This window comes from uncultured Methanobrevibacter sp. (assembly GCF_947166415.1).
Classification (GTDB): domain Archaea; phylum Methanobacteriota; class Methanobacteria; order Methanobacteriales; family Methanobacteriaceae; genus Methanocatella.
Genome location: NZ_CAMVEE010000008.1, coordinates 19,123 through 41,873 on the forward strand (window position 1 = coordinate 19,123; position 22,751 = coordinate 41,873).

Consider the following 22,751-nt stretch of genomic DNA (forward strand, 5'->3'; position numbering starts at 1 on the left):
AGTTTAAGTTACAATTTGAATAATTTAATTAAAAATAAAAAATAAAAAACATAACATGATTGAAAAGTCCATCTATGAAAACTATGAAATCGATTTTGATGATAAAATTTCTCCAACTGCAGATGATTACATATTTATTTTCAATGAGAATAGGGAATTATATTTGGATTCCGACAAGAAATTGCCTAAAAGCTTAGATGAATTTGATGTTAACTTTTGTTTATATATCGGAAAATATAATGACCAGAAAGCTTTTGTTGTTAATGTTGAAAGCGATGAAAGCTATTATCCCCTGTTTGAAGTTTATGAATTTGACCATGACCTGTACCATATTGCCGGGAAAGCCGTTTTGGTTAACGATTGGTACATATCACACAGGTTCTGCGGAAAATGCGGAACACCAACACAATTAGATGAAAAGGACATGATGCTAAAATGTCCTTCCTGCGGACAGAACCACTATCCGCGCATCGCTCCTGCAATTATCGTGGCCATCAGAAAAGGCGATGAATTGCTAATGGCAAAACACAGCTATCATGAGGAAATCAGATATGCACTTATTGCAGGCTTTGTAGAACCCGGCGAAAGCATCGAAGAGGCAGTTCACCGTGAGGTTCTTGAGGAAGTTGGTGTTAATATTAAAAATCTGGAATATAAAAGAAGCCAATCCTGGCCGTTTCCAAACTCACTTATGCTTGGATTCGCTGCAGAATATGATTCAGGAAAAATAAAGGTGGACGGTGATGAGATCGTCAAAGCGAAATGGTTTAAGAAGGAGGAAATAATAAGATATCCCTCCGACATTAGTATTTCAGACTGGTTGGTTCAGGACTTTATAGATTCCCAGTCCTGATGATATTTAACTATAATACATAACTGTATGGACCTTCAACATGGGAATTAATATTATTGGACATAGCACTGCCCCCATCATGTAAAGTCAAATTACTTAATTCAGAATCTTCATGACCATTTAATAAGCTGGATTCAAATTTTACATGATTAGAACCATACACGTCAACATCACCATCATTTACTATTTCATTGGAATTTGCAACAACAAAACCTACACATAATAAAGAAATTATTACGATGAATAAAGCGAAAGCAATTTTGTTAATAATAATAATACCCCCATAACATTTCTGAAGCAAAACACTTCATTTTCAACCCTTAAGTATATTAAAGGGAGTATATAAAGTTTTTCGAATGTAAGTGCTTACTTGCATCACTAAATTAAAAAACAATCGTTTTTACACCTTATTTTTGAAGAAATAGTATTATTAAAAGAAGAAATTAATATTTAAAACCCAAATAGAAAAATAAAAATAGAAAAAATGAGGGATTTTTTATATGCGAATATTGTTTAAAGCAATTATCCCTGCTTTTAATCTTGCCAATCCGTCAAGCAATAACTCCCGAGGACAGGCGATGTTCATTCTTAAGAAATTCTTGCCGTTTTCACCGAACTGATGGCCTGGAGATAAAAACAACCCTTGATTTGTTCTTAAAAACTCGCAAAGTACCTCTGAATGAACGCCTAAAGCGGAACAGTCTATCCACAAAAGATATGTGGCATCGCATTCCACCAGTTTTACAATGGGCAGTTCCTCATCAAGATACTTTTTAACCGCTTGCTTGTTTTCATACAGCACCTGCTTAAGCTCTTCCAGCCATTCCTCAGAGCCATTATAAGCTGCAATCACCGCAGATGTCGCAAAGACATTGCATGAATCCGAATTATCAATGTGCATCTGAGCTTTTATCTTGTCCAAAAGTTCACTGTTTGTTGTATGGACTATGGAGCTTTGAAAACCTGCAACATTGAAAGATTTTGAAGGGGACAGGCATCTGATTACGTTGTCATCTGCAGCACATGGATTGTACTTCAGTTCGGGATCTGTTAAATCACAATGAATTTCATCGGAAACCAGGATGACATCATTCTTTTTGCACAATTCAATAATCCTGTCCAAATCCTCTTTTGACCATATCTTGCCGACAGGATTGTGAGGATTGCAGAGAATCATCATCTTGACTTTCGACAGTTTTTCATCCAAATCATCGAAATCAATCTTATAGGCTCCATCTTCATAAATCAATACGTTTTCTATAACCTTGCGGTTATTGTCTTCAATCACATAGAAAAATACGTGATAGACCGGTGTTTGAATCAGTATCTCATCATTTTCATCACTCAGACATCTGATCATTGATGATATTGAAGGCATCACTCCCATGGAATATGCCATGTCCTCCCTTGACATTTCAAGATTGTACCTTGATTTCCACCAGTTAATATAGGCTTCAAATAGCTCGTCCGGAACTACCGTATATCCGAATACGGGATGTTTGGCCCTTTTTAAGATTGCATCCTGAATGGCCGGAGCTACCTTGAAGTCCATGTCCGCCACCCACATCGGCAAATCATCATCAAACAAATCCCATTTAAGGGAATTGGTATCATGCCTATCTATAATGCTTTCAAAGTCATTTCTAGTACTTTTCATAATGGATCCTACTTTCGTCGAATTTGTCCATGAACTTGTTTTCCCATCCTTCTGCAGGATAGCCCAATGTGACAATTGAATATGGCTTCAAATCAGTGATGTCATCTATTCCGACAATCTCACCGATTTTTGCCATTCTTTCCTCTTCAGGAGCCACTCCATTCCAAAGACCTCCCAATCCAAGGTTGACAGCTTCAAGCAGCATGTTTTCACAGGCCGCCCCCATGTCCTGTTGCCATACTGTTTTGTAAAATGCCCTTTCAATGTTTGCAACCAGTAAAATGGCTACCGGAGCATTGGCAACTCTAGGCTTGATTTCACCAATTTTTGCTAAGGTTTCCTTGTTTTTGATTATGATGAATTCCCAAGGTTCTGCTCCTAATCTTGAACCGGGAGCTTGCATTCCTGCCTTTAGGATTTTTAAAATCTTTTCATCTTCAACATCCTTATCCTGATACTCTCTGATGCTTCGCCTTGTATTGATTATTTCTTCAAATTCTACCATAATAATAAATAGTATTTTATTTATATATAAAATTAGTTTTAAATAATGGAGGTGAAATGATGGAAGTAAATAAAGGTGCTGGAATATTATCAATCGTTCTCGGTTTAATATTCATTTTATTCCCAATGTTTTCATCTGGACTTGTATCAGTAATCGTGGGATTAAGCTTACTGTTCTTTGGTATTTCTTCAGTGTACTTGGGTTACAACATGAGAAATGAGTTTGATTTATACTCCAAAACCACAATAATTATTGGGATTATAGCTATTATTTTCGGATTCCTGTTCATATTCTATATTGATGCATTGTCCTTCTTAATCGCAATTCAATTCTATATCGTTGGATTTATCATGATTATATTTGGAATAAGCGGATTAATATCACGTATGGGGTCAATATCCACTTTTACATCAATTCTCGTATTGATTATGGGTATAATCGCGATTGCACTTGCTGCATTTTCAATTAACCAACCGGTATATATTGCAATAATTATTGGAATCGTTTTAATTATTGAAGGAGTAGCTTTAATTTTATCAAATTAAAACTACCCCCACTTTTTTCAAATTTTAAAAAAAAAGAGATTATTCTCCGAAATATGATTCGTCGGATAATCTAAATCCAATTTCTTTTTCTTCACAAAACTCTTTTATGGAATCTAGAATCTGTGAAATATCATCTTTTGAATATTCGTTTTTAAAGTAATATACGATAGGCTGGGCATTGGTGTAAACGGTAATTACAATATACTGACTATCGTAAACGCTGACATCCAATGTATTGTAGATTTGAATATCTTTTATGATGTCATTTTTTACCTTGCCTGCTACAGATTCATTGCCAATAGCTTTGATTTGTGAATTTTCATAATTATTGATTAATTGAGTCAACTTGTCTTCATCAGACAGGACATCACTAATAGGTTCCAGTTCACTCAGTTTCTCTTTAAACAGCATGGCGTTGTGCAATTTTTCCTGAACATCTTCCAGTTCCTTTTTAAGCTGCTTTTCATCTTCAATTAAAGAGTTGATGAACGCTTCTGAACCGTTGTTGAAATTTTCATACATCTCTAACACCTCCCTTGGTGTCAATATTGACTGGTTTTTGTAAAATTCCTTAGTGTGTGGTTTTATACGAATGCTTAAAGGTTTCAATTTGTCTTTCTTGACCTTATGTCCTTTTTCGAAAAAATCTTCTGCAAACTCATTGCCCCTTTTGTGCAATGCGTTCATTCTTGATGTGAACATTCTTTCGAAATCTTCACGTGACATGTCATCCGGAAAATTGAATTCAAATTCCCCTGGGGTGTATGATCCCCCAAATCTTTCATTTCCGAATACGAATCTTTTATGATGGTTTTTATTTTCTTGGTTTTGCATTTTATCACTTCATAATTTTTGTATACAAAAGTGTTTTTTGTATACACTATTATATCTATGAAGTAGTATATAAATGTTTGTATTCATTTTTGAAAAATGTATACTCAAATTATTGAAAAAAAATATCCTGCAACTGATGAAGCAGGACTGCATTATCATTTACTTAACTCGGCACCTAACTCAAAGGCCTTCTCCAAATCATTTGGAAACTGCAAAATCCATTGTTTTTCCTTCAATTCCTGTGAAAATCCAGCCATGTTAAATTTGGAATAATCACTTACCTGTATTGTATCGCAAACTGGATATGTAACTATTTCACCATTCAAAAATGAGAATAAGTATTCTGTAGTTGCCAAGCTGTCTTTCATGGACTGTTCATAAAACTCCAAAGGAGCGTTCATTGTATAGAATATTCCCACATTGACTTTTCCTGTAAAATAGCTTGACCCGTCATCATATGACATTACGCAAAATATCAGTCTTTCAAGCAATGCCCTGAATTCGCTTGTAGGCTGGCCGAAATAAATCGGTGAGCCAATCAAAAGACAATTGGAATCCAATATCTTTTCAATTACAGGTGTCAGGTCATCTCTCCAATAACATTTTCCTTTAGTCTTATCCTTTAGTTTGCAGGCAAGACAACTTCTGCAACCTTTAAAAACCAAATCATATAAATTAAAATATTCTGTTTCGGCTCCTGCTGATTCTGCTCCTTTCTGTGCTGATTGCATTATCTCAGCAGTATTCCATTTTTTCCTAGGGCTTGCATTAATCACTATGGTTTTCATTTCATCACCTAATCTATATAATTATTGAGTGGTATTAGATAAATAGGTGACTAATAATTCTTAAATTTTAAAAAAAATAGTGGAAGTGTGTAAATATACACACAATTAAAATTTTATTCTTTAGCTTCGATGACGGTTTTTCCATTCATGTAAGGGACTAACACTTCAGGAACTTTAATGCTTCCGTCTTCCTGTTGATAATTTTCTAAAATGCAGCAAATTGTCCTTTCAGTTGCAATAGCTGTACTGTTTAAGGTATGCAATGTTTGGGCATCTCCAGAACCTGCCCTTCCCACACGTGTTTTGGTTTTACGTGCCTGGTAATCCTTACAGTTTGTGCATGAAACCAATTCCCTGAATGCACCTGAACCAGGGAACCATGCTTCAAGGTCGTATTTGATGGCCGCATTGTCGTTCAATGCAGATGATACGATAGCTATAATCTGATATGGAATGCCTAACTTTTGATAGATTCTTTCAGTTACTTCCATCAGGTGGTCATGCTGGTTTCTTGAATCTTCAGGAGTTGAGTAAATGAACTGTTCGATTTTTTCAAACTGGTGGACTCTGAATATACCTAATGTATCCTTTCCGTGTGAACCTGCCTCTTTTCTAAAACAGGTTGAAAGCGCACAGTATCTTAAAGGCAACTCATCAGGAGCGATGATTTCATCCCTGTGAAGTGCAGCCAATGTCTGCTCTGCTGTTGCAATCAGATACATGTCCTCGTTTTCCACTTTGTATAATGTTTCATAAAACTCGCCCAGTTCAGAGGTTTCAGCTGCAACTTCCCCTTTCACGAAAAATGGGGTTTGCATTGGAATGTAACCTTCAGCTTCAAGTTCGGAAAGTGCAAATTGAATCAAAGCAAGGTTCAAGTGTAGGATATCCCTTTTCAAGTAGTAAAAGCGAGCTCCTGCAATGCTTGCAGCGGTTTCCAAATCTGCACCGTCTATTTTTTTAATCAAATCAACGTGATTTAAAAGTTCGAAGTCGTGTTCAGGAATTTCACCATAGGTTCTCACGACCACATTGTCATCTTCAGTGTCTGAAATCGGAACATCCTCATCAATGATGTTTCCTACCTTGTATCTGTAATCATCTCTAATCTGTAAGTATTCGGCATTTTTAGCACTTAATTCCTTAATTTCATTTGCTACTTCTTTGGATCTTGCTATTACTTCTTCCAAATTGCCTTCTTCTTTTGCTTTTTTAAATGATTTGGATAATTTATTCTTTTCAGACCTTAAGGCATTGAGTTTTTTCTCACCTTCTCTCCATAAGGTGTCATATTCAATTACTTTTTCAACGTTTTCAGTATCTCTAAATCTCTTCTTTTCAGAGTCTATGATAATTTCCGGATTTTCTCTGAATAATTTTATATCTAGCAATTTTTGTCCCCTAAAAATTTTTAATCATAATATAATATGATTTTATTGTTTTTTAAAGTTATTCATAAAAAAACTCAAAAAGAGCATCTAGAATATTTTTCACTCTAAAATCCAAAAAAGATTATAACAATTTTTCTTCCCATTCCTTGACTTTAAAGCCAACCAGAACAATGTCCTCATTGACCAAAATCGGCCTTTTTACTAGCATTCCATCAGTGGATAAAAGATCCAATTGCTCATCTTCAGACATGTCTGGAAGCTTGTCTTTGAGTTTAAGTTCCCTATATTTCATTCCACTGGTATTGAAAAATCTTTTAAGCGGCAAATCAGATATTTCCCACCATTTACGCAATTCTTCACTGGTAGGATTGTCTTCAATTATATGTCTTGATTCATATTCTATGTTTTGCTCATCTAGCCAGTTTTTGGCTTTTCGGCATGTTGAACATTTTGGATAATTAACGAATAACATAATAATTACTTTGAAAATTCGATTAAAAATATTTAATTATTTAGATAGGCACTCCATATGATAAAATCATTTGAAATATTCGAGTATTTCAGAAAAATCTGAAAGGATTGATACAGGATACTCATTTTCATAGTCATCCTGATTTCCATAGCCCCATTTAACCATAAGACAGTCAATTCCTGAATTTTGAGCTGTTCTGATATCTGTTGAAGAGTCTCCAATATAAACCGCATCATCCAAACCTACACCAGCCTTTTCAATAATCTTATTTACTCCATAAGGATCTGGCTTTGAAGGGTGTGGATATGAGTGGCCTTCAATATCTACAAAATCAATATCCGAAAAGAATTTTCCAATGAAATACTCCAGGGAATAATCCAATCTGTTTGAATTTATTGCCAATAGTATGCCTTTGTCCTGCAATTTCTCAAGGGTTTTTTTGGAATCCGGAAAAGGAAGCGTATTTTCCTTTTTTGAAGAGAGGTAATAATCCAGGTAAGTTTCCTTTACACTTTCAATATTTTCCGGAGTGCTGTTTTCACCAAGCACCAATGAAACTATCTCATCAATGTTTCCGCCCAAGCAAGGAATATATTCATCACGTGTCAATGTCGGCAAACCATAATCCGTTAAAGCCCTGTTAAAGCAGATTACCACATCATCGATAGAATTGAATAGGGTTCCGTCAAAATCAAAGATTGCAAGTTTTTTCATGGTTTAACTTTTGTTGTTATGAAATATTAAAGATTGACTATTTCAATAGCTATCACAAAAAAAAGAATTCAATTTTCCGAATCATCACCAGTGATTAGCCTATACAATGAGACCAATCCAACCAGAGCGGTAAAAGATTCGATTATTGCTGATGAGAAATCCAGAATTGCCAGGAAATAAACGACATATATCAAACTGTTTACGATGAAGCTTGTTTTGATTGTCTTAATTGTTTTGAGATAAAAATTGCACAATGTAATCTGTACGATTGCAATGATTGGCAAAAGACCGACAAATCCCATTGTGTTGACAATCAAACCTATGACTATGGAAATGAAAATGAAAAATATTGTCCAATTGCGAGTCAACCTATCCTTGTATACCATCAGATTTCTGGAGGCTGCAATGGCCATGGTGGTAACGCCTGTCCAGGAAAAGAAGAATACTGATGAAAACATTAGGATAAAAGCGTTTAGGAACTGATAGAAGTATACTTTCTTCTCATCATTAACCCACATGCTCAATATGATAAAAACACCTGCAATTAAGGATATGATGTTACCTATGACAATATTCAATGCAAAATCCATGTAATCCTATTTATCAAACTTGTTAAATAAATTTAACTTAAAAAAAGAAAAAGAAAATGTGAATGAATCACATTTATTTATTTAATTTTTCTCAATGGAATGAAACCTAATGCAAATAAACTAATCAACAGAACAAACAACGGATTTCCAGTAGCGGTTTTAGCTACAGTTGAAGTTTCTTTTTGAACTTCAGCTTCTCTTGGAGTTTCCTCAGGAACTTCTACAGGGTCTTGTGGATCCTCTTCAGGAGTTTCCTCAGGAACTTCAGGAACATCATCATCTGTTTCGTTTTCTGTTTCGTTTTCAGTTACAGTTACATTATCAGTACTGTTCAAAGTTTCATTAGTAAGGTTATTTCCGCAAACTGCAGTGTTGTTTTTCACACCTGCACTGGTTGCAGTGAATGTGAGTAACAAGCTAACTGATTCGCCTGGAGCAAGTTTTCCATTATAAGTCCATTTATCCGTGCCGTCGAATGTCCAATCGGCTTTATCTGAATAATCAGAATATTCTAATCCATTTGTATATTCGTTGTCCTGAATGTAAACTCCGGTCAAGTTAATTTCTCCAGTATTTGTCACTGTGACATTGAATATTACATCCTCACCGACTTTGACCTCTTTGGTCAAGGCAACCTTTTCTATTGTGAATTCAGGCACTCCTACAATAACGGAGCTGTTACCCCACCTTTCAATGTGTTCATGGACTTCAGGACCTCCCCAACTTTTCCATTTCCAGAAAACGTGAGCACTATTATTTAGTTGTCCAGTTTTATTGGCTATGAAATGGGTTGTGAAATTAAGGGAGTATCCCGGTTTCCAATCACCCTGTGTGAGATATCGGATTAATAGCTGATGGCCATAAGCACCATCATACTCATCGGCATAATCATAATTCTTTTCCCAGACAGTACCATTTTTATCAGGATTAAAAGTTATATCAACAAACACCAATCCAGGATCATACCAATCATCAATCCATATCAATGGAGGATATTGGTCATATGTATCCCACCAACAAGTATCTTCTAGCGGCAGTGAACCTGTATTTTCAATGTACACGTCAAAGTAAACATCATCACCAAGGCAGTATTCTGTTTGATGAGGCGTTTTGATTATGGTTAATTCAGGATTACCAACCGTAACATGTTCTATATCCCTGGACTCAACCCAATTATCAAAAATATGGGCTTGGAATTCATGGTAACCTGGTTTTAAAGCCTCGAAATAAATTTTATAATGCAAATCACTCCAAGGTTGCCAGCCATATGATACATCATATTCGGCACGCACATATGATGAATTTTCATCACCATAATGCATGACAGAAGGGGTCAAATTACGATAATTTATAGCCCATGCAGTTGGAGTAATATTTATAAATTTCAATTCAGACTCATTAAACCAATTATTTATTGGGAGAAAACCCCACTGACCATAATAAGTATTCCATTGATCATTATTTTGAACATATACATCAAAGACGACATAATCTCCAACCTTCACAACTGGAGTGTCCACTTCAACATTAATGAAAAATGCTCTTGAAAGAACATCGGAATCGTCTGCACTTCCTAACTTATCATCTGATTGTGAAACTTCAATTTCTGAGTTTTGCTCTTCAATTTCATTTCCATCATCATTATCTATTGTAACGATTTCATTGGAAATCTCGTTATCAGAAATAATGACAGATTCTTCATTAATTTCTAATGAATCATTGATTGCAGTAATTTCTTGATTAGAATCTACTGCATTTACTGATCCGACAATTAATAACATGGTAATTACAATAAATAATAAAACTAAAGCATTTTTAATTTCATTTCTCAAAGTATACCTCATTATCAATTTTGTGTTTTACAAACATATCAAATAAAGTAAATCAAAACGTTTATCTTGAAGAGTATGAAACCCTTCAAAATTGGCCTTATAAAAACAGTAAAAATCTCCTACTAATTTTTTTAATTAATCCCATAATAATTAAAATATATAAAACCCCTTTCAATTACTTTTTTGATACATTTATATATTAGTTTACATTTAATATAAATATTACCCAATAATTTTGAAAAGGAACTTGAATTTCTTGTGAAAAAAATGAGCAATAACATAGCATAAATGATTCTATATGATTAAATCATTTTGAACTTAATATCTTCTATTTTCAATAATTCGATTTTTCTATCCAAACCGCCGGCATAACCAGTTAATTTTCCATTTTTCCCCAAAACCCTATGGCACGGGATGATAATGGCTATCGGATTTGCTCCCACAGCCCCTCCGACTGCCTGAGGAGCCATATTATCTGAAATCATTGAAGCGATTTCACCATATGTAACCGATTGACCATATGGAATCTCAGAAAGTATATTCCAAACTCCCAACCTGAACTCGCTTCCTTCAGGATTTAGTTTGAAATCTATTTTTGGGTTCAATCCATTGAAATAATCATCAAACCATTTTTTGACTTTTTTAAAAATAGGCAAGTCATCGTTTACAGTGCAGTCTTCATTGTTATTTGTAAATGATACTTTAAAAATTGCATCACCATCGCTTACAATGAAAAGTTCACCAAGAGGTGAATCATACTTAGTCGAATAATACATAATATCTACAAGTATCTTTTGAAAAATTCCTCAAATTCCTCATCACTCATAGGCTCAGGAGTGGAAAGATTTTCATTTGTCATAATATTATTAGCTAACTTCATGTATTCTTGTGCTTCATCACTTTCAGGGTATTTTTCTACAACGGTTTTTGCATCTAATTCAGCATCTTGAATTAAATTACTTCTATGAATAGTACCAACTACATGAGTTCCAATCTTTTTGGCAAAGTCGTTGACAATTTCTTCCTCATTATCAACATTTCTGCAGTTGCATACTATGCCGCTCAAATTACCCTTGAGTTTCTTGACACCACGGACAATATTGTTTGCAGCATAAAGTGACATGTACTCACCTGAAGTAACTATTATTACCTCATCGGCATACTTTTCACGCAATGGTACTGAAAAGCCTCCGCAGACAACATCACCCAAAACGTCATAGACAACAACATCCAAATCGTCATTGAAAATGTCCAGTTTTTCAAGGCGCTTCATGGCCACGATAACACCCCTTCCTGCACAACCGACACCAGGCTCAGGACCTCCGCTTTCAACACATGATATTCCCTTAAAACCTTCAAAAACCAAATCCTCTTTTTCAGGATTTCTGTTATCCCTTAAAGTATTTACAACTGTAGGAATCCTTTTCCCATATAATGTACGTGTAGTATCAGCTTTTGGATCACATCCTATGACCAGGCAGTTCAAATCTTCGCTTGCCCAAACGGCAGACAGGTTAGCTACTGTAGTACTCTTTCCAATTCCGCCCTTTCCGTAAATAGCTATTTTTTTAATCATCAGCATTCCTCTCGACTAATTTGTAAACAAAATCATTTTCTCTAACCTTTGTTGGAATGGCTATTGCAACATTGGCTCCCTTTTCAACATTTGTGACAGGTTTTCCCTCAATCTGCATGGAATCGATTATATGAGTGATTGAACCTGTGGTTTTGCCTTGAATGATAATCTTGTCTCCTATTTTCAAATCATCCCAAATTCTGATTTCTGCCGCTCCAACCTTACTGTAATAATTAACAACTTGTCCAATGTCTTTCTTGATATATTTTGATTGATTGTCCTCACTCACTTCAAACGGAGTGTTGAAGTAAAAATTAGTGTCAAAACCTCTATTGAATACGCTTGTCAGCTCATCCATCCATTCATCCCTAACCTTATAGTTTGACGGGTCTTTAACGTAATCATCAATAACTTGTCTGTAAATTCCAGTCACCATTGCCCCATAATCGGCACTTCTTGCCCTTCCTTCAATCTTAAAGGATGCAACACCGCTTTCCATAAGTTCAGGAATGTATTCAATCATGCACATGTCCTTCGGTGAAAAGAAATTGGTCCTATAACTTCCGTCGTCACTTCCTGTAATGACGAACCTTTCATCCTCCACATCCGAGAAATTAACGACACTGTCTTCACCTTCCTCATAGGTCAATGTCCAGTTTTTTCTGCAAGGCTGCAGACAATCACCGCAATTTGCACTTCTGCCATACAGTCCATAGCTTAAGAAGCATCTGCCTGAAATAGCCATGCAAATTGCCCCATGAACAAATATTTCAGTTTCGATTGGAGATTTTCTTGTAATTTCAGTGACTTCAGACAATGACAATTCCCTTGAAAGTATTGCCCTTTTGGCACCTAACTTTTTAAGGGTTTTGAGGGTATAAGAATTAGTAACATTTTCCTGGACACTGATATGGGCCTCAAGACCATGAGAAACGGTATCCTCAATCAGTCCAATGTCTGATAAAATGAGCCCATCGATTTCCGATGAGGATATTTTCTCCAGATTTGACTCCAGTTTACATGCCAGCCTTTCATTTAAAATAATGTTAGTGCCCAAATAGGTTTTAGCCCCATATTCCTTGGCAATGCTTGCAACTTCGCTTAAATCATCCAAAGAAAAATTTTTAGCATTGGCCCTCATATTATAATCTTCAAGGCCAAAATAAACTGCATCGGCACCGTTTTCCAAAACGGCGCGAAGCGAAATAAAGTTTCCCGCTGGAGCTAATAATTCAACCATAATATCTAAGGTTTGTAATAGGTTTCAGCTTCAAGCCCTTCCGGAATTTCAGTAGGATATTTCTCATTCACACATCCTAAACATAAATTCTCTTCAGGCATTCCGATAGCTTCCACTAATGAATCCAATGTGATGTAACCTAATGAATCAATGCCCAATTGATCTTTAATCTCTTCAGTTGAGTAATTAGCAGCAATCAATTCCTTTTTGGTTGCCATTGCAACTCCATAGTAACATGGTGCAATTACTGGAGGGCAACCTACCAAAAAGTGGATTTCAGCAGGTTCAGCTTCCTTAACAAGATCCAATAGCTGTTTGGAAGTGGTTCCTCGAACTATACTGTCATCTATTAAAATAATCTTTTTGCCTTTGATGGCTTCTTTGATTGGATTTAACTTAAGCCTTACTGCAAGTTCCCTTTCCTCTTGGGTAGGCATGATGAATGTCCTTCCGACATACCTGTTCTTGATTAAACCTTCACCGTAAGGTATTCCGGAAGCTCTTGAGTATCCGATTGCAGCAGGAATAGAAGAGTCAGGAACAGGAATAACAACATCAGCATCAATAGGATATAACTTATGTAACTGGCGGCCAATGTTCATTCTGGTTTCATAAACGTTAACGCCGTCAATTGTACTGTCAGGTCTTGCAAAGTAAACATATTCGAACATGCAATGTGAAAGCTTGCATTTTCCTGCACTTTCCAACATATGGGAGTTAATTTCATTGTTTTTGAAGTAAACAACTTCTCCAGGGACGATATCCCTAATATATTTGGCATTTATAACATCGAAAGCGACAGTTTCAGAAGCTAAAATAAATTCATCGTCTTTTTCTGCAACTGCAAGAGGTTTGATTCCCATAGGGTCTCTTACACCATACAATTCACCGTCAATCAAAATTGTTAATGCATATGATCCTACAAGTTTTTTGCAAACCGCCTCAATGGCGGCCAAAACATCCTTTCCATTATCATAATGCTCTTTTTTAAGCATGTAACAGATTACTTCAGAATCAGAATCAGACCTGAAATAGAATCCTTCATCAATAAGCTCCTTTTTTAACTCACCTGAGTTAACGATATCTCCATTATGAGCCATGGCAATGAATCCGTCACCGAAATCAATCACGAAAGGCTGTGAGTTTTCCAGTTTTGACTGGCCGGTAGTTGAATATCTGACATGGCCAATTGCATTGTGTCCGGACAATGCATGAAGCTGTTCATCACTGAAGACATCGGTAATTAAACCCATTCCGCAATGAAAACTTAAGCCTTTTTCAGAATTAAAAGAAGCGATTCCTGCTGATTCTTGACCTCTGTGCTGTAAAGCATACAAACTATAATAAACTAATGATGCGACATCCTTGGATTCATCTTCACAATGAAATCCAACAATACCACACTTGTCTTCCATTTCACCTTGCATGTGATAACTCCCAAAATAGTATAATTATAGATTTGTTAAACTAGTATAAAATAATTAATGTTTCATTCCCAAAAGTTTTCAAAAGTGTTAGGTATATCATAATCATCCCTTACTTCAGGAGGCCTGGTTTCGCTATCGCTATCCAATTCCCTTTTTAAATCGTCTTCATTATCATCAACAAAAATCAATGCGGTTCTGACAATGTTGAGCCATTCGACAGCTTTCTGCTTTGATTCGGCCGCGATATAACCTTGCCCTACCAGAATATCATCAGGCTTAAACTTGTTTGTAGCGATTACTACCCTTTCCTCATCATTCAAATCCTGATGGAAAAGTTCCAGCCACAAATCATTCAAATTGAAAATCTCAAGAATATCACGAGAGTAAATGTCCTCATAGCGCAATTTAAACGCTGAAAAATCAGATTTTATTTCATCAATATCTTCAAGCAACTCCTTGTTTTCACGTTCAAAAACCTCGTTTTCCTTTAGGACCTGATTGTAGTCATCAAGGAGATTGTTGTAGTTGTGAGTCACTTTCATTAGCTTGTTTTCCAATGTATGGATATTGATTAAGTTTAAAGAATAAGATAAAGTTGATCTAATTATTGAATTCAGGATTTCCTTTTGAGCTAAATCAAAATCTATTGATTCGTCCTCAATAATCATGTTGTTATAATCAAACAATCCCACATTATTAAAATCAGTCTTCAATTCATTGTAAAGAATATTATAGTTTTCATCACGACCATAGCTTCCGATAAGTATGATGTCGGCACCTTTTGCAACCTTTTTAACAATGCTTAATTCGGTTGTAGGAATGATGGATGAAACAACAATATTATAATCCCTTTCAAGCTGAACATTGCTGACGGCTTTTGAAACCATCTGTGCAATATCCAAACTCTGCACAATTATACGAACGTCAATTATTGATTCATGAGTTTCGCTTTCCATGAAAATTACCTAAAATCCATTCATTTTTTCATGCCATTTCCAGGCGGATTCAACAATCTGTTCCAGATTATATTGAGGAACCCATCCTAATTTTTCCTTGATTTTGGTTGAATCTGCCACTAGAATAGCTGGATCGCCTTCACGGCGCTTGTCAATCTTAACTTCAAAGTCACATTTGGTGACCTTTTTGCACATGTCAATTACTTCACGCACTGAGTATCCTTGGCCGTTTCCCAAATTGAAAATGTTTGACTCGTTTTCCTTGCATAAGTATTCATATGCCTTGATGTGAGCGTCAGCCAAGTCATTTACATGAATGTAATCACGAATGCAAGTTCCATCAGGAGTGTCGTAATCGTCTCCGAATATGGAAATGCTATCCCTCTTTCCGATAGCTGCATCCAGTATTAATGGAATAAGGTGAGTTTCGGGGTCGTGCAATTCCCCAATCTCACAGTCAAAATCACATCCTGCCGCATTGAAATATCTTAAAGATACAAAATTGAAATCACCTTTTTCGGCTTCCCTTTCAAGTGCCTTTTCAGTGATGAATTTGGAGTGTCCGTAAGGATTGATTGGTTTTAAATCTTGATCTTCTGTAATTGGAATCTTTTCCGGATTTCCGTATACTGCGGCAGTTGATGAAAGAATAAACTTGTCAACACCGAATTCCCTCATTATCTTTAAAAGGTTAAGAGTGTTCTTGTAGTTATTCTTGAAATATTTTTGAGGAAGTTCAACTGATTCGGCTACTGATGAGAAGGCAGCGAAGTGAATGACACCGTCAATGTCATATTTTTCAAAAACTTCCCTTAAATCACCGCTTCCAAAGTCATATTCTTCGAAATTACCCCATTTAACGAAGTTTTCATAACCTTTGCATAGGTTATCCACAACAACTGTTTCATAACCTGCCTTATTTAATGCCTTATTGGTATGGGAACCAATATAACCTGCCCCTCCAGTAACTAGAATCATTTAAACACCTATACGAATTTACCTAATTTGAGTAAAGCTTTTGGAGATACTTTAATTAATTTAGTAACGATTTCAGTGGTTGAAATCTTATCAAAGCTTTCTCCTTGGAATGCGTGAGCAATGCTGTCAAGTTCCTCATCAGATAAGGTGAGCAAGTATTCTTGTACCTTTTTATATCTTTTGATTTCATGGTCAAGTTCTTCATGAGCCATTTCATCATATTGTTTTAGGAACTTTTTGGAGCAGTCTTCCTTAATAGCTTGAGCAGCTACTTGACCTGCACACATTCCTCCGGTCATACCTGAGATGATTCCTCCACCGGTCAATGGGTTTACTTGACCTGCAGCATCTCCAACAACCATAATGTTATCATCATAAAGTTTTTTGGTCATACCACCAACAGGGTCTCCCCCTACATTCAATTCAACAGCCTGAGCGTTCTTTAAGTAAGGGCATGTTGCGACAAAGTCATCCAAGTATTCTTTAGCTGTTTTTTCCGCTTTATGCTCTAAAATTGCTAAACCTACATTAGCGATGTCATCACCTTTAGGGAAGATCCATACATATCCTCCAGGAGCGCATGAACCTAAGTAAAACTCAATTACTCCAGGTCTTTCGAATTCAACGTTACACATTTCATATTGTACACCGGATTCCATTTCCTTAGGTTTTGCAGCAGGTCTTAATCCTGCCCATCTTGCAACGTGGCCTTCTGGACCGTCTGCAGCAATTAGGATTTTACATTTGTAATCAATCTTTTCGCCCATGCATTCAGTGTAAACGATATAACCGTCATCTATTTTATCTACTCCAGTGACTAAAGTTTTGATTTTGATTTCGGCACCTGCCCTTGCGGCATCCATTGCCATGTGCTTATCGAATACTTTTCTTTCTAAAATGTAACCTGCTTCAGGCAATTTAACTTCATCTTTTGTTAACCATACGTCAGTTCCATCAGGAGTCTGAATCCTTACTCCTTGAATTTCTTGGGTAACCCAACGTGGGGATGGTTCGATTCCTAATTTTTCAAGACCTTGAATTGAAACACCTTCAGCACATCTTTTTGGGGAACCGATTTCTGATTTTTTATCCATCAAAATAACTTTTGCTCCGCCTAATGCAGCGTGTTTTGCTGCACTGGAACCAGCAGGTCCAGAACCAACTACTATTACATCAGTTTCTATCATATGATCAATCCTCTCTTTCTAAAGCGTTAATTGGGCATGCTTTAATGCATGTATCACAATCTCTACATTCATCATCGTCGAATACTAATGCGTATTCTCTAACTTGTATCAAATTTCTTGGACAAACTCCAGCACATTCTCCACAGAATGAGCACCAATCTTTAACTATCATAAAATATCTCCTTTACTTAAACAGTTTATGTTAAGAATACTAAGTTTTTTATACTATTTAAAATTTTAGTTAAAAATAGCCATCTAATCAATAAAAAAAGAAATTAAAAGTTAAATAGGAATTATTTAACTAGCAATACCGGTACGTCAGAAGTTCTTAAAAGTCTTTCTGAAACTGAACCGATTTGAGTGTCTGAGACTTCATTGTCTTCAAATGAAACGAATCTTTTATCGTTTGCTCCATGAGCATGAATCACAACCAAATCCGCACGGGTTTGGTCAACTATGAATTTCATATCCCTTAAAGGGTCTGCAGTAAGCAGATGTTCAACGGTTTCCACTCCAACATCATTCGCCTTTTTTGTAACCTTTGCCAGAATGGCATCACCTGTGTCCTCTTCGGAATCATAGCTGCTGAATGAAAATTCCTCCAATACATGGACTGCAGCTATTTTGGATGAGAACTTTTGAGCTATTTCAATTGCGACATCAGCGGCCTTATAGCTATATTCTGATCCGTCAATTGGGACTGCTATGACATCAAACATTTAATTGTCTCCTTTTAGATAGTCAGCATGACAGAAATCAATGAAATTGTCGACTATTTTATCAAGGTCTTCGCTGTCATCGATGATTTTTCCATCATCCATGAAGAGTGCCCTGTTACTCAATTCCTTAATGAAATCTGTATTGTGTGAAACCATTACTATTGTAATTCCATATTTTTTGGAAATCTTTTTGAGTGAATTTGTAACTGTCCTTAAGGTTACCGGGTCCAAATCACCGAATGGTTCATCAAGAAGCAGGAATTTTGGTCTTGAAACCAGAATCAATGCAAGCATTACACGGACTTTTTGACCACCTGACAATTCATATGACCTTCTGTTTAGGATTTCCAAATCCAAATCAAGGCTTTCAAATATATCTGCCACAGCTTCCCTTGTTGCGGTTTCAGGGAATCTAGGGAACAAATCATTGAGAATTTCTGAATCCAAACCTATTTGTTCAAGACGATGTTTTGCCTCATGTTCAGGCAAATCTGTCAGCAGGTAGAAAGAATCCAATAGCTCATCGCTTAAGCCTATATTTTTTGCCCTTTCCTGTGCTTCTTTTACAATATTGTCGTTTTTATAACCTAAACGTACGGCCAATTGATTCAATACAGTGGCATAATGGCTTAATGCAAATTCCTGGTGCATGAACCCCAATTTGGATCTGGTTTGCATACGTCCCATGCCCGGAATGTCAATATCGTGCCATTCATCATTGACCTTATAGAGCACTTCCCCTTCATCAGGGTCGTCAAGACCGCCGAGCATTCTTAGGAGCACTGTTTTTCCAGCACCACTCGGACCGATTAAACTTAAAATATTCTGGTCTTTGACCTTGAAGTTTATGTCTTCAATCTGTAAAACTTCTCCGCCTGTCAATAAGTAGAATCTTTTGTAAACGTCACGCACATCAATCAGATCTTCATCGGTAGCAACATTTTCAATATCCACAATAGGTTCCATATTCTCCATGAATTTGTCACATATCTCATCAGGTGAACCTTCATCAACTATTTCACCGTCTTCAAGAAGAATTACCCTATCTGCAAGATATTTTTGAACATCTGGCAAGTGAGAGACAAGAATTACGGTGATGTTCAATTCCTCATTGATCTTTTTGACTGCATCCAATATTTCTTGTTTTGTTTTAGGGCATGCCATGGTTGCAGGTTCGTCGAGAAGTAAAGCTTGAGGTTGTTTTGCAAGTTGACGGGCCATGATAAGTCTTTGCTTTTCACCACCACTCAATACAGATGCGTAATGGCCTGCTTTGTGGGTTAAAGAAACGAGCTCTAGAATTTCATCAGCTTCCTGACCGAATTCACTTTCAGCCACTTCAAAATTGGTGTCTCCTTCATCAAAGTATCTGCGTGCATACAATTTTCTTAAAACATTTTCACGCACGGTATCCGGCCATAATCCAAAGGACCTTTGAAGATGGATTGCTGTTACCTTTTTGAGCTTGTTGTAATAATATTGGGAAGACTTGGCATCAACGCCGGTGTCACCGACAGTTATGCTGCCCGCATCAATATGTTCAACACCCCTTAAGGCTCTTAAAAGTGTGGTTTTACCGGAACCGCTTTTTCCCATGATTCCTAATATCTCCCCTTCCTTAACTTCAAAACTAACATCTTTCAATGCCTTAATCTTTGTACCGTCATCTAATTCATAATCTTTACTTACGTTTTCAACTTTTATCATTCTTTATGCCCCTTATATTATACAATTCTTTATTTCTGAAACTATTTATATTTTAATTATTATACATTTAAAACAAGTGATTGAAATGGCTAGTGAAAATAAAATTAAGGAATACATGAACAGTTTAGAAGAAGAAAAATTAATGATTGAAACTCATTTTGCAAATATAGAAAGAATTTTAAATGACAACCCAAAATTAGATGAACAGAAAGCATTTAGCCTACTGTCTAACTTCAACACATTGAATATTCAATATGACCAACTTTGTAATGACATGATCAAATTCATCCAAATCTTCAAAGACAAGGAAGAACAGGAAATCCGTCTCTACAAAACCGACGAACTTGTCGAACTGCTTGAAAAAGCAATAAACAAATTATAATATTTTTTAATAATTATAATTTATAGATACGCTTCCACCAACAGCAGTAGTTGAATTTTCAGCTACAACTTGATCATTTTTATAAAGTTTTATTGTTAAAGGACCGTCATTGGAATCCTGCTTTTGAGCTTCAATATGAACTCTTTCCCATGCAGCACAATCCAAAAGCATTTTCCCCCTGCCGCTGCCTGACTGCTCAACCAAATAATTAGGGTCTCCCATTTTACCATACCAGTACCCGTTATATTCAACAACAGCAGTGTATGGATAAGAAGCGACATGATGATTGTTTCCATCATCTGTTATAACATTCAATGATGTTTCATTATCAGGCTGGGTAGTATTGTAAATAAAAGAAAACAATAACAATGCAATAACAATAATAAACATTACGATGATAATCTTTTTTGCGACACCTAATCTCCAACCTTTAGACTTTCTTGAATTAAGCCGGTTTCCATTTTGGTCAGTTAGAAGATAGGCGCAATTATCACAATAAGTTGATGAGGCTGAATTTTCATAACCACACCGAGGACATTTAACCATAATTTAAACCTTACTCTAATTACTTATAGAAACATTTTAAAAATTCTTATATTTAAACTTAATGGAAAATCAGTTAAATTTAATAATAAATGATTAGCAGTTAATGATAATAATTATAGACATTTTCAGCCGTTTTTTGATTCATGCCGTCTATTTTCGCTAAATCCTCTACAGAAGCTTTCTTAATATTATCAATACTTCCAAATTCCTTTAAAAGAGCAATCTTACGTTTTTTACCTACACCAGGGATATCATCGAGTGAAGAAGCTGAAATATTCCTGCTGCGCAATTTTCTATGATATGTGATTGCAAATCTGTGAGATTCATCACGCACCTGCTGAAGCAAGTGGAGTGCCTTGTTATTTTTAGGAATAATAATCGGACGTTTGGAATTTGGAATATATATCTCTTCAAACTCCTTTGCAAGGCCAATGATAGGAATATGTGTCAGATTCAATTCCTCCAATACTCCGCAAGCCATACCAAGCTGTCCTTTACCCCCATCAATCACTATTAGGTCAGGTTCCGGATCTTCGCCTACCATTTTCAATCTGCGGGTCAACAATTCCTCCATCATTGCAAAATCGTTTGGACCTGGAGTTTCCATTTTGAAATGTTTATACATTTTCTTATTGGGCTTTCCATGCTTGAAGGAAACTTTTGAACCTACCGCAAACTTCCCTGAGATATTACTTATATCATATCCTTCAATCACATGAGGAATCTTCTCAAGCTTGAGATATTTTTTAAGTTCTATCAAAGCATTCTCCATCTTCTTCTTTTGATGCTGTATGATTTCGGCATTCTTGCGAGCCATTTTTACAAGACGCAATTTTACTCCTTTTTGAGGAACCTTAATGCTTACTTTGTTTCCCCTCAAATCACTTAGCCAATCTTCAAGCAATTCCTTGTCATCAATGTCCTCATCCAAAAGAATCTGCTTAGGAATATGCCTGTTATATCCATAATACTGCTGAATAAAAGCAAACAATACCTCTGATGATGAATCGTATTGGGAACCGCTCATAAGGAAATCATCTCTTCCAACGATTTTTCCGTTTCTAATCGGCATAATGATTACTACAACCTCATTTTCACTTGGAGCAATAGCTATTACGTCCTGATCCAAATCGTCATCCATGAGCTCGACAAACTGCTTTTCCATAATCTCTTCGATTGATGCAATCTGGTCTCTTATGACAGCTGCCTTTTCATACTCCTCATTGGCAGCTGCATCAGCCATTTCCTTTTTGAGGTTTTTTACAATTGTAGAATACTTACCCTGGAAGAACAAATCGATTTTATTGATTATCTCCATGTATTCCTCGTGTGAAATTCTTCCATCACAAGGAGCATAGCACAAGTCTATCTGGGAATTGAGGCAAGGCCCATCCATATTGCGGCATGTCCTTATTTTGAACAGTGATTTCAAGAATTTGACAGTCTGCTTTACCGCACCTGCATCAGTAAACGGACCATAGTATATTCCGTTTTTAGTAACATTTCTTGTAATGACCAATCTTGGGAACTTTTCGGATGTGATTTTTACATACGGATACCTTTTGTCATCCTTAAGCTGCACATTATACCTTGGACGGTGCTTCTTAATCAGATTAGCCTCTAAAATAAGCGCTTCCTTTTCGGAATTGGTAATGATATACTCCAAACTGTCAAAATGACTCATTAGAATTTGGGTTTTTGGCCTGTCCAACTTTTCACGAAAATAAGATTTTACCCTTTTAACAAGACTTTTGGCTTTACCTATGTAGATAATGGTGTCTGATGCATCACGCATAATGTAAACGCCGGGCTTGTTAGGCAGATTATCGGGAGATTTGACTTTTGTAGACAT

At 36.1% G+C, this 22,751-nt stretch carries 25 protein-coding genes; 3 read left to right on the forward strand and 22 right to left on the reverse strand.

Annotated elements, in window-relative coordinates:
* Positions 1 to 55 precede the first annotated feature (55 nt).
* Entirely contained in the window at positions 56 to 853 is a 798-nt protein-coding gene (gene nudC / locus Q0W25_RS02640; protein ID WP_298518578.1) for an NAD(+) diphosphatase, read from the forward strand.
* Between the two features lie 10 nt (positions 854 to 863).
* On the opposite strand, the gene Q0W25_RS02645 is transcribed toward nudC, so the two are convergent.
* The 3 genes from Q0W25_RS02645 to Q0W25_RS02655 all read right to left on the reverse strand — a co-directional run bounded on the left by Q0W25_RS02645 (position 864) and on the right by Q0W25_RS02655 (position 3,015).
* A complete protein-coding gene (locus Q0W25_RS02645; RefSeq protein WP_298518582.1) occupies positions 864 to 1,154 on the reverse strand; it encodes a hypothetical protein in 291 nt (96 codons plus the stop codon).
* A gap of 195 nt (positions 1,155 to 1,349) precedes the next feature.
* The gene (locus tag Q0W25_RS02650; RefSeq protein WP_298518585.1) at positions 1,350 to 2,510 is read right to left on the reverse strand and encodes a MalY/PatB family protein; all 1,161 of its coding nucleotides are present in this window, start codon (positions 2,508 to 2,510) and stop codon (positions 1,350 to 1,352) included.
* Positions 2,497 to 3,015 carry a nitroreductase family protein gene (locus Q0W25_RS02655; protein ID WP_297825699.1) on the reverse strand — a complete coding sequence of 173 codons (519 nt, stop codon included), beginning with the start codon at positions 3,013 to 3,015 and terminating at the stop codon, positions 2,497 to 2,499. Before Q0W25_RS02655 ends, Q0W25_RS02650 begins: the two co-directional genes overlap by 14 nt.
* 56 nt (positions 3,016 to 3,071) lie before the next feature.
* Here Q0W25_RS02655 and Q0W25_RS02660 point away from each other — a divergent pair, with 56 nt between their 5' ends.
* Positions 3,072 to 3,560 carry a DUF308 domain-containing protein gene (locus tag Q0W25_RS02660; protein WP_298518588.1) on the forward strand — a complete coding sequence of 163 codons (489 nt, stop codon included), beginning with the start codon at positions 3,072 to 3,074 and terminating at the stop codon, positions 3,558 to 3,560.
* A 39-nt stretch (positions 3,561 to 3,599) separates the two neighbouring features.
* Here Q0W25_RS02660 and Q0W25_RS02665 read toward each other — a convergent pair whose 3' ends face one another.
* From Q0W25_RS02665 to Q0W25_RS02745, 17 genes are all read right to left on the reverse strand, one after another.
* Positions 3,600 to 4,394: a hypothetical protein gene (locus Q0W25_RS02665; protein WP_298518591.1), complete on the reverse strand. Its 795-nt coding sequence runs from the start codon at positions 4,392 to 4,394 to the stop codon at positions 3,600 to 3,602.
* A gap of 155 nt (positions 4,395 to 4,549) precedes the next feature.
* A complete protein-coding gene (locus Q0W25_RS02670; protein WP_298518595.1) occupies positions 4,550 to 5,182 on the reverse strand; it encodes a flavodoxin family protein in 633 nt (210 codons plus the stop codon).
* Between the two features lie 113 nt (positions 5,183 to 5,295).
* Entirely contained in the window at positions 5,296 to 6,573 is a 1,278-nt protein-coding gene (gene serS / locus Q0W25_RS02675; protein WP_297825687.1) for a serine--tRNA ligase, read from the reverse strand.
* 121 nt (positions 6,574 to 6,694) lie between these two features.
* A complete protein-coding gene (locus Q0W25_RS02680) occupies positions 6,695 to 7,045 on the reverse strand; it encodes an arsenate reductase family protein (RefSeq protein WP_298518598.1) in 351 nt (116 codons plus the stop codon).
* A gap of 66 nt (positions 7,046 to 7,111) precedes the next feature.
* Complete coding sequence (locus Q0W25_RS02685) at positions 7,112 to 7,759, reverse strand: HAD family hydrolase (RefSeq protein WP_298518601.1); 648 nt, start codon at positions 7,757 to 7,759, stop codon at positions 7,112 to 7,114.
* 68 nt (positions 7,760 to 7,827) lie between these two features.
* Complete coding sequence (locus tag Q0W25_RS02690; protein WP_298518604.1) at positions 7,828 to 8,349, reverse strand: YgjV family protein; 522 nt, start codon at positions 8,347 to 8,349, stop codon at positions 7,828 to 7,830.
* A gap of 77 nt (positions 8,350 to 8,426) precedes the next feature.
* Entirely contained in the window at positions 8,427 to 10,181 is a 1,755-nt protein-coding gene (locus Q0W25_RS02695; protein ID WP_298518607.1) for a DUF11 domain-containing protein, read from the reverse strand.
* Positions 10,182 to 10,483: 302 nt separating this feature from the next.
* Positions 10,484 to 10,957, reverse strand: a complete 474-nt coding sequence (locus Q0W25_RS02700; RefSeq protein ID WP_298518610.1) for a methylated-DNA--[protein]-cysteine S-methyltransferase — start codon at positions 10,955 to 10,957, stop codon at positions 10,484 to 10,486.
* Between the two features lie 5 nt (positions 10,958 to 10,962).
* Positions 10,963 to 11,757, reverse strand: a complete 795-nt coding sequence (cfbC, locus tag Q0W25_RS02705) for a Ni-sirohydrochlorin a,c-diamide reductive cyclase ATP-dependent reductase subunit (protein ID WP_298518613.1) — start codon at positions 11,755 to 11,757, stop codon at positions 10,963 to 10,965.
* A complete protein-coding gene (locus Q0W25_RS02710) occupies positions 11,750 to 12,997 on the reverse strand; it encodes a U32 family peptidase (protein WP_298518615.1) in 1,248 nt (415 codons plus the stop codon). The genes cfbC and Q0W25_RS02710 overlap by 8 nt, the downstream gene beginning before the upstream one ends.
* 5 nt (positions 12,998 to 13,002) lie before the next feature.
* Positions 13,003 to 14,424 carry an amidophosphoribosyltransferase gene (gene purF / locus Q0W25_RS02715; protein WP_298518618.1) on the reverse strand — a complete coding sequence of 474 codons (1,422 nt, stop codon included), beginning with the start codon at positions 14,422 to 14,424 and terminating at the stop codon, positions 13,003 to 13,005.
* A 62-nt stretch (positions 14,425 to 14,486) separates the two neighbouring features.
* Positions 14,487 to 15,380, reverse strand: a complete 894-nt coding sequence (locus Q0W25_RS02720; RefSeq protein WP_297825663.1) for a hypothetical protein — start codon at positions 15,378 to 15,380, stop codon at positions 14,487 to 14,489.
* A 9-nt stretch (positions 15,381 to 15,389) separates the two neighbouring features.
* Positions 15,390 to 16,358 carry a UDP-glucose 4-epimerase GalE gene (gene galE, locus Q0W25_RS02725; protein WP_298518621.1) on the reverse strand — a complete coding sequence of 323 codons (969 nt, stop codon included), beginning with the start codon at positions 16,356 to 16,358 and terminating at the stop codon, positions 15,390 to 15,392.
* A gap of 8 nt (positions 16,359 to 16,366) precedes the next feature.
* Positions 16,367 to 17,545 carry an NAD(P)/FAD-dependent oxidoreductase gene (locus Q0W25_RS02730; RefSeq protein ID WP_297825659.1) on the reverse strand — a complete coding sequence of 393 codons (1,179 nt, stop codon included), beginning with the start codon at positions 17,543 to 17,545 and terminating at the stop codon, positions 16,367 to 16,369.
* A gap of 4 nt (positions 17,546 to 17,549) precedes the next feature.
* A complete protein-coding gene (locus Q0W25_RS02735) occupies positions 17,550 to 17,717 on the reverse strand; it encodes a 4Fe-4S binding protein (RefSeq protein ID WP_297825657.1) in 168 nt (55 codons plus the stop codon).
* A 121-nt stretch (positions 17,718 to 17,838) separates the two neighbouring features.
* Positions 17,839 to 18,264 (reverse strand): universal stress protein, encoded by a 426-nt coding sequence (locus tag Q0W25_RS02740; protein ID WP_297825655.1) that lies wholly within the window; start codon positions 18,262 to 18,264, stop codon positions 17,839 to 17,841.
* Positions 18,265 to 19,971: an ATP-binding cassette domain-containing protein gene (locus Q0W25_RS02745; protein WP_298518626.1), complete on the reverse strand. Its 1,707-nt coding sequence runs from the start codon at positions 19,969 to 19,971 to the stop codon at positions 18,265 to 18,267.
* An 85-nt stretch (positions 19,972 to 20,056) separates the two neighbouring features.
* Between Q0W25_RS02745 and Q0W25_RS02750 the strand changes: the two genes are divergently transcribed.
* Positions 20,057 to 20,353 (forward strand): hypothetical protein, encoded by a 297-nt coding sequence (locus Q0W25_RS02750; RefSeq protein WP_298518629.1) that lies wholly within the window; start codon positions 20,057 to 20,059, stop codon positions 20,351 to 20,353.
* Between the two features lie 6 nt (positions 20,354 to 20,359).
* Here Q0W25_RS02750 and Q0W25_RS02755 read toward each other — a convergent pair whose 3' ends face one another.
* Both Q0W25_RS02755 and uvrC read right to left on the reverse strand, forming a co-directional pair.
* Positions 20,360 to 20,899: a zinc ribbon domain-containing protein gene (locus tag Q0W25_RS02755; RefSeq protein ID WP_298518632.1), complete on the reverse strand. Its 540-nt coding sequence runs from the start codon at positions 20,897 to 20,899 to the stop codon at positions 20,360 to 20,362.
* A gap of 100 nt (positions 20,900 to 20,999) precedes the next feature.
* Positions 21,000 to 22,751 carry an excinuclease ABC subunit UvrC gene (uvrC, locus tag Q0W25_RS02760; RefSeq protein ID WP_298518635.1) on the reverse strand — a complete coding sequence of 584 codons (1,752 nt, stop codon included), beginning with the start codon at positions 22,749 to 22,751 and terminating at the stop codon, positions 21,000 to 21,002.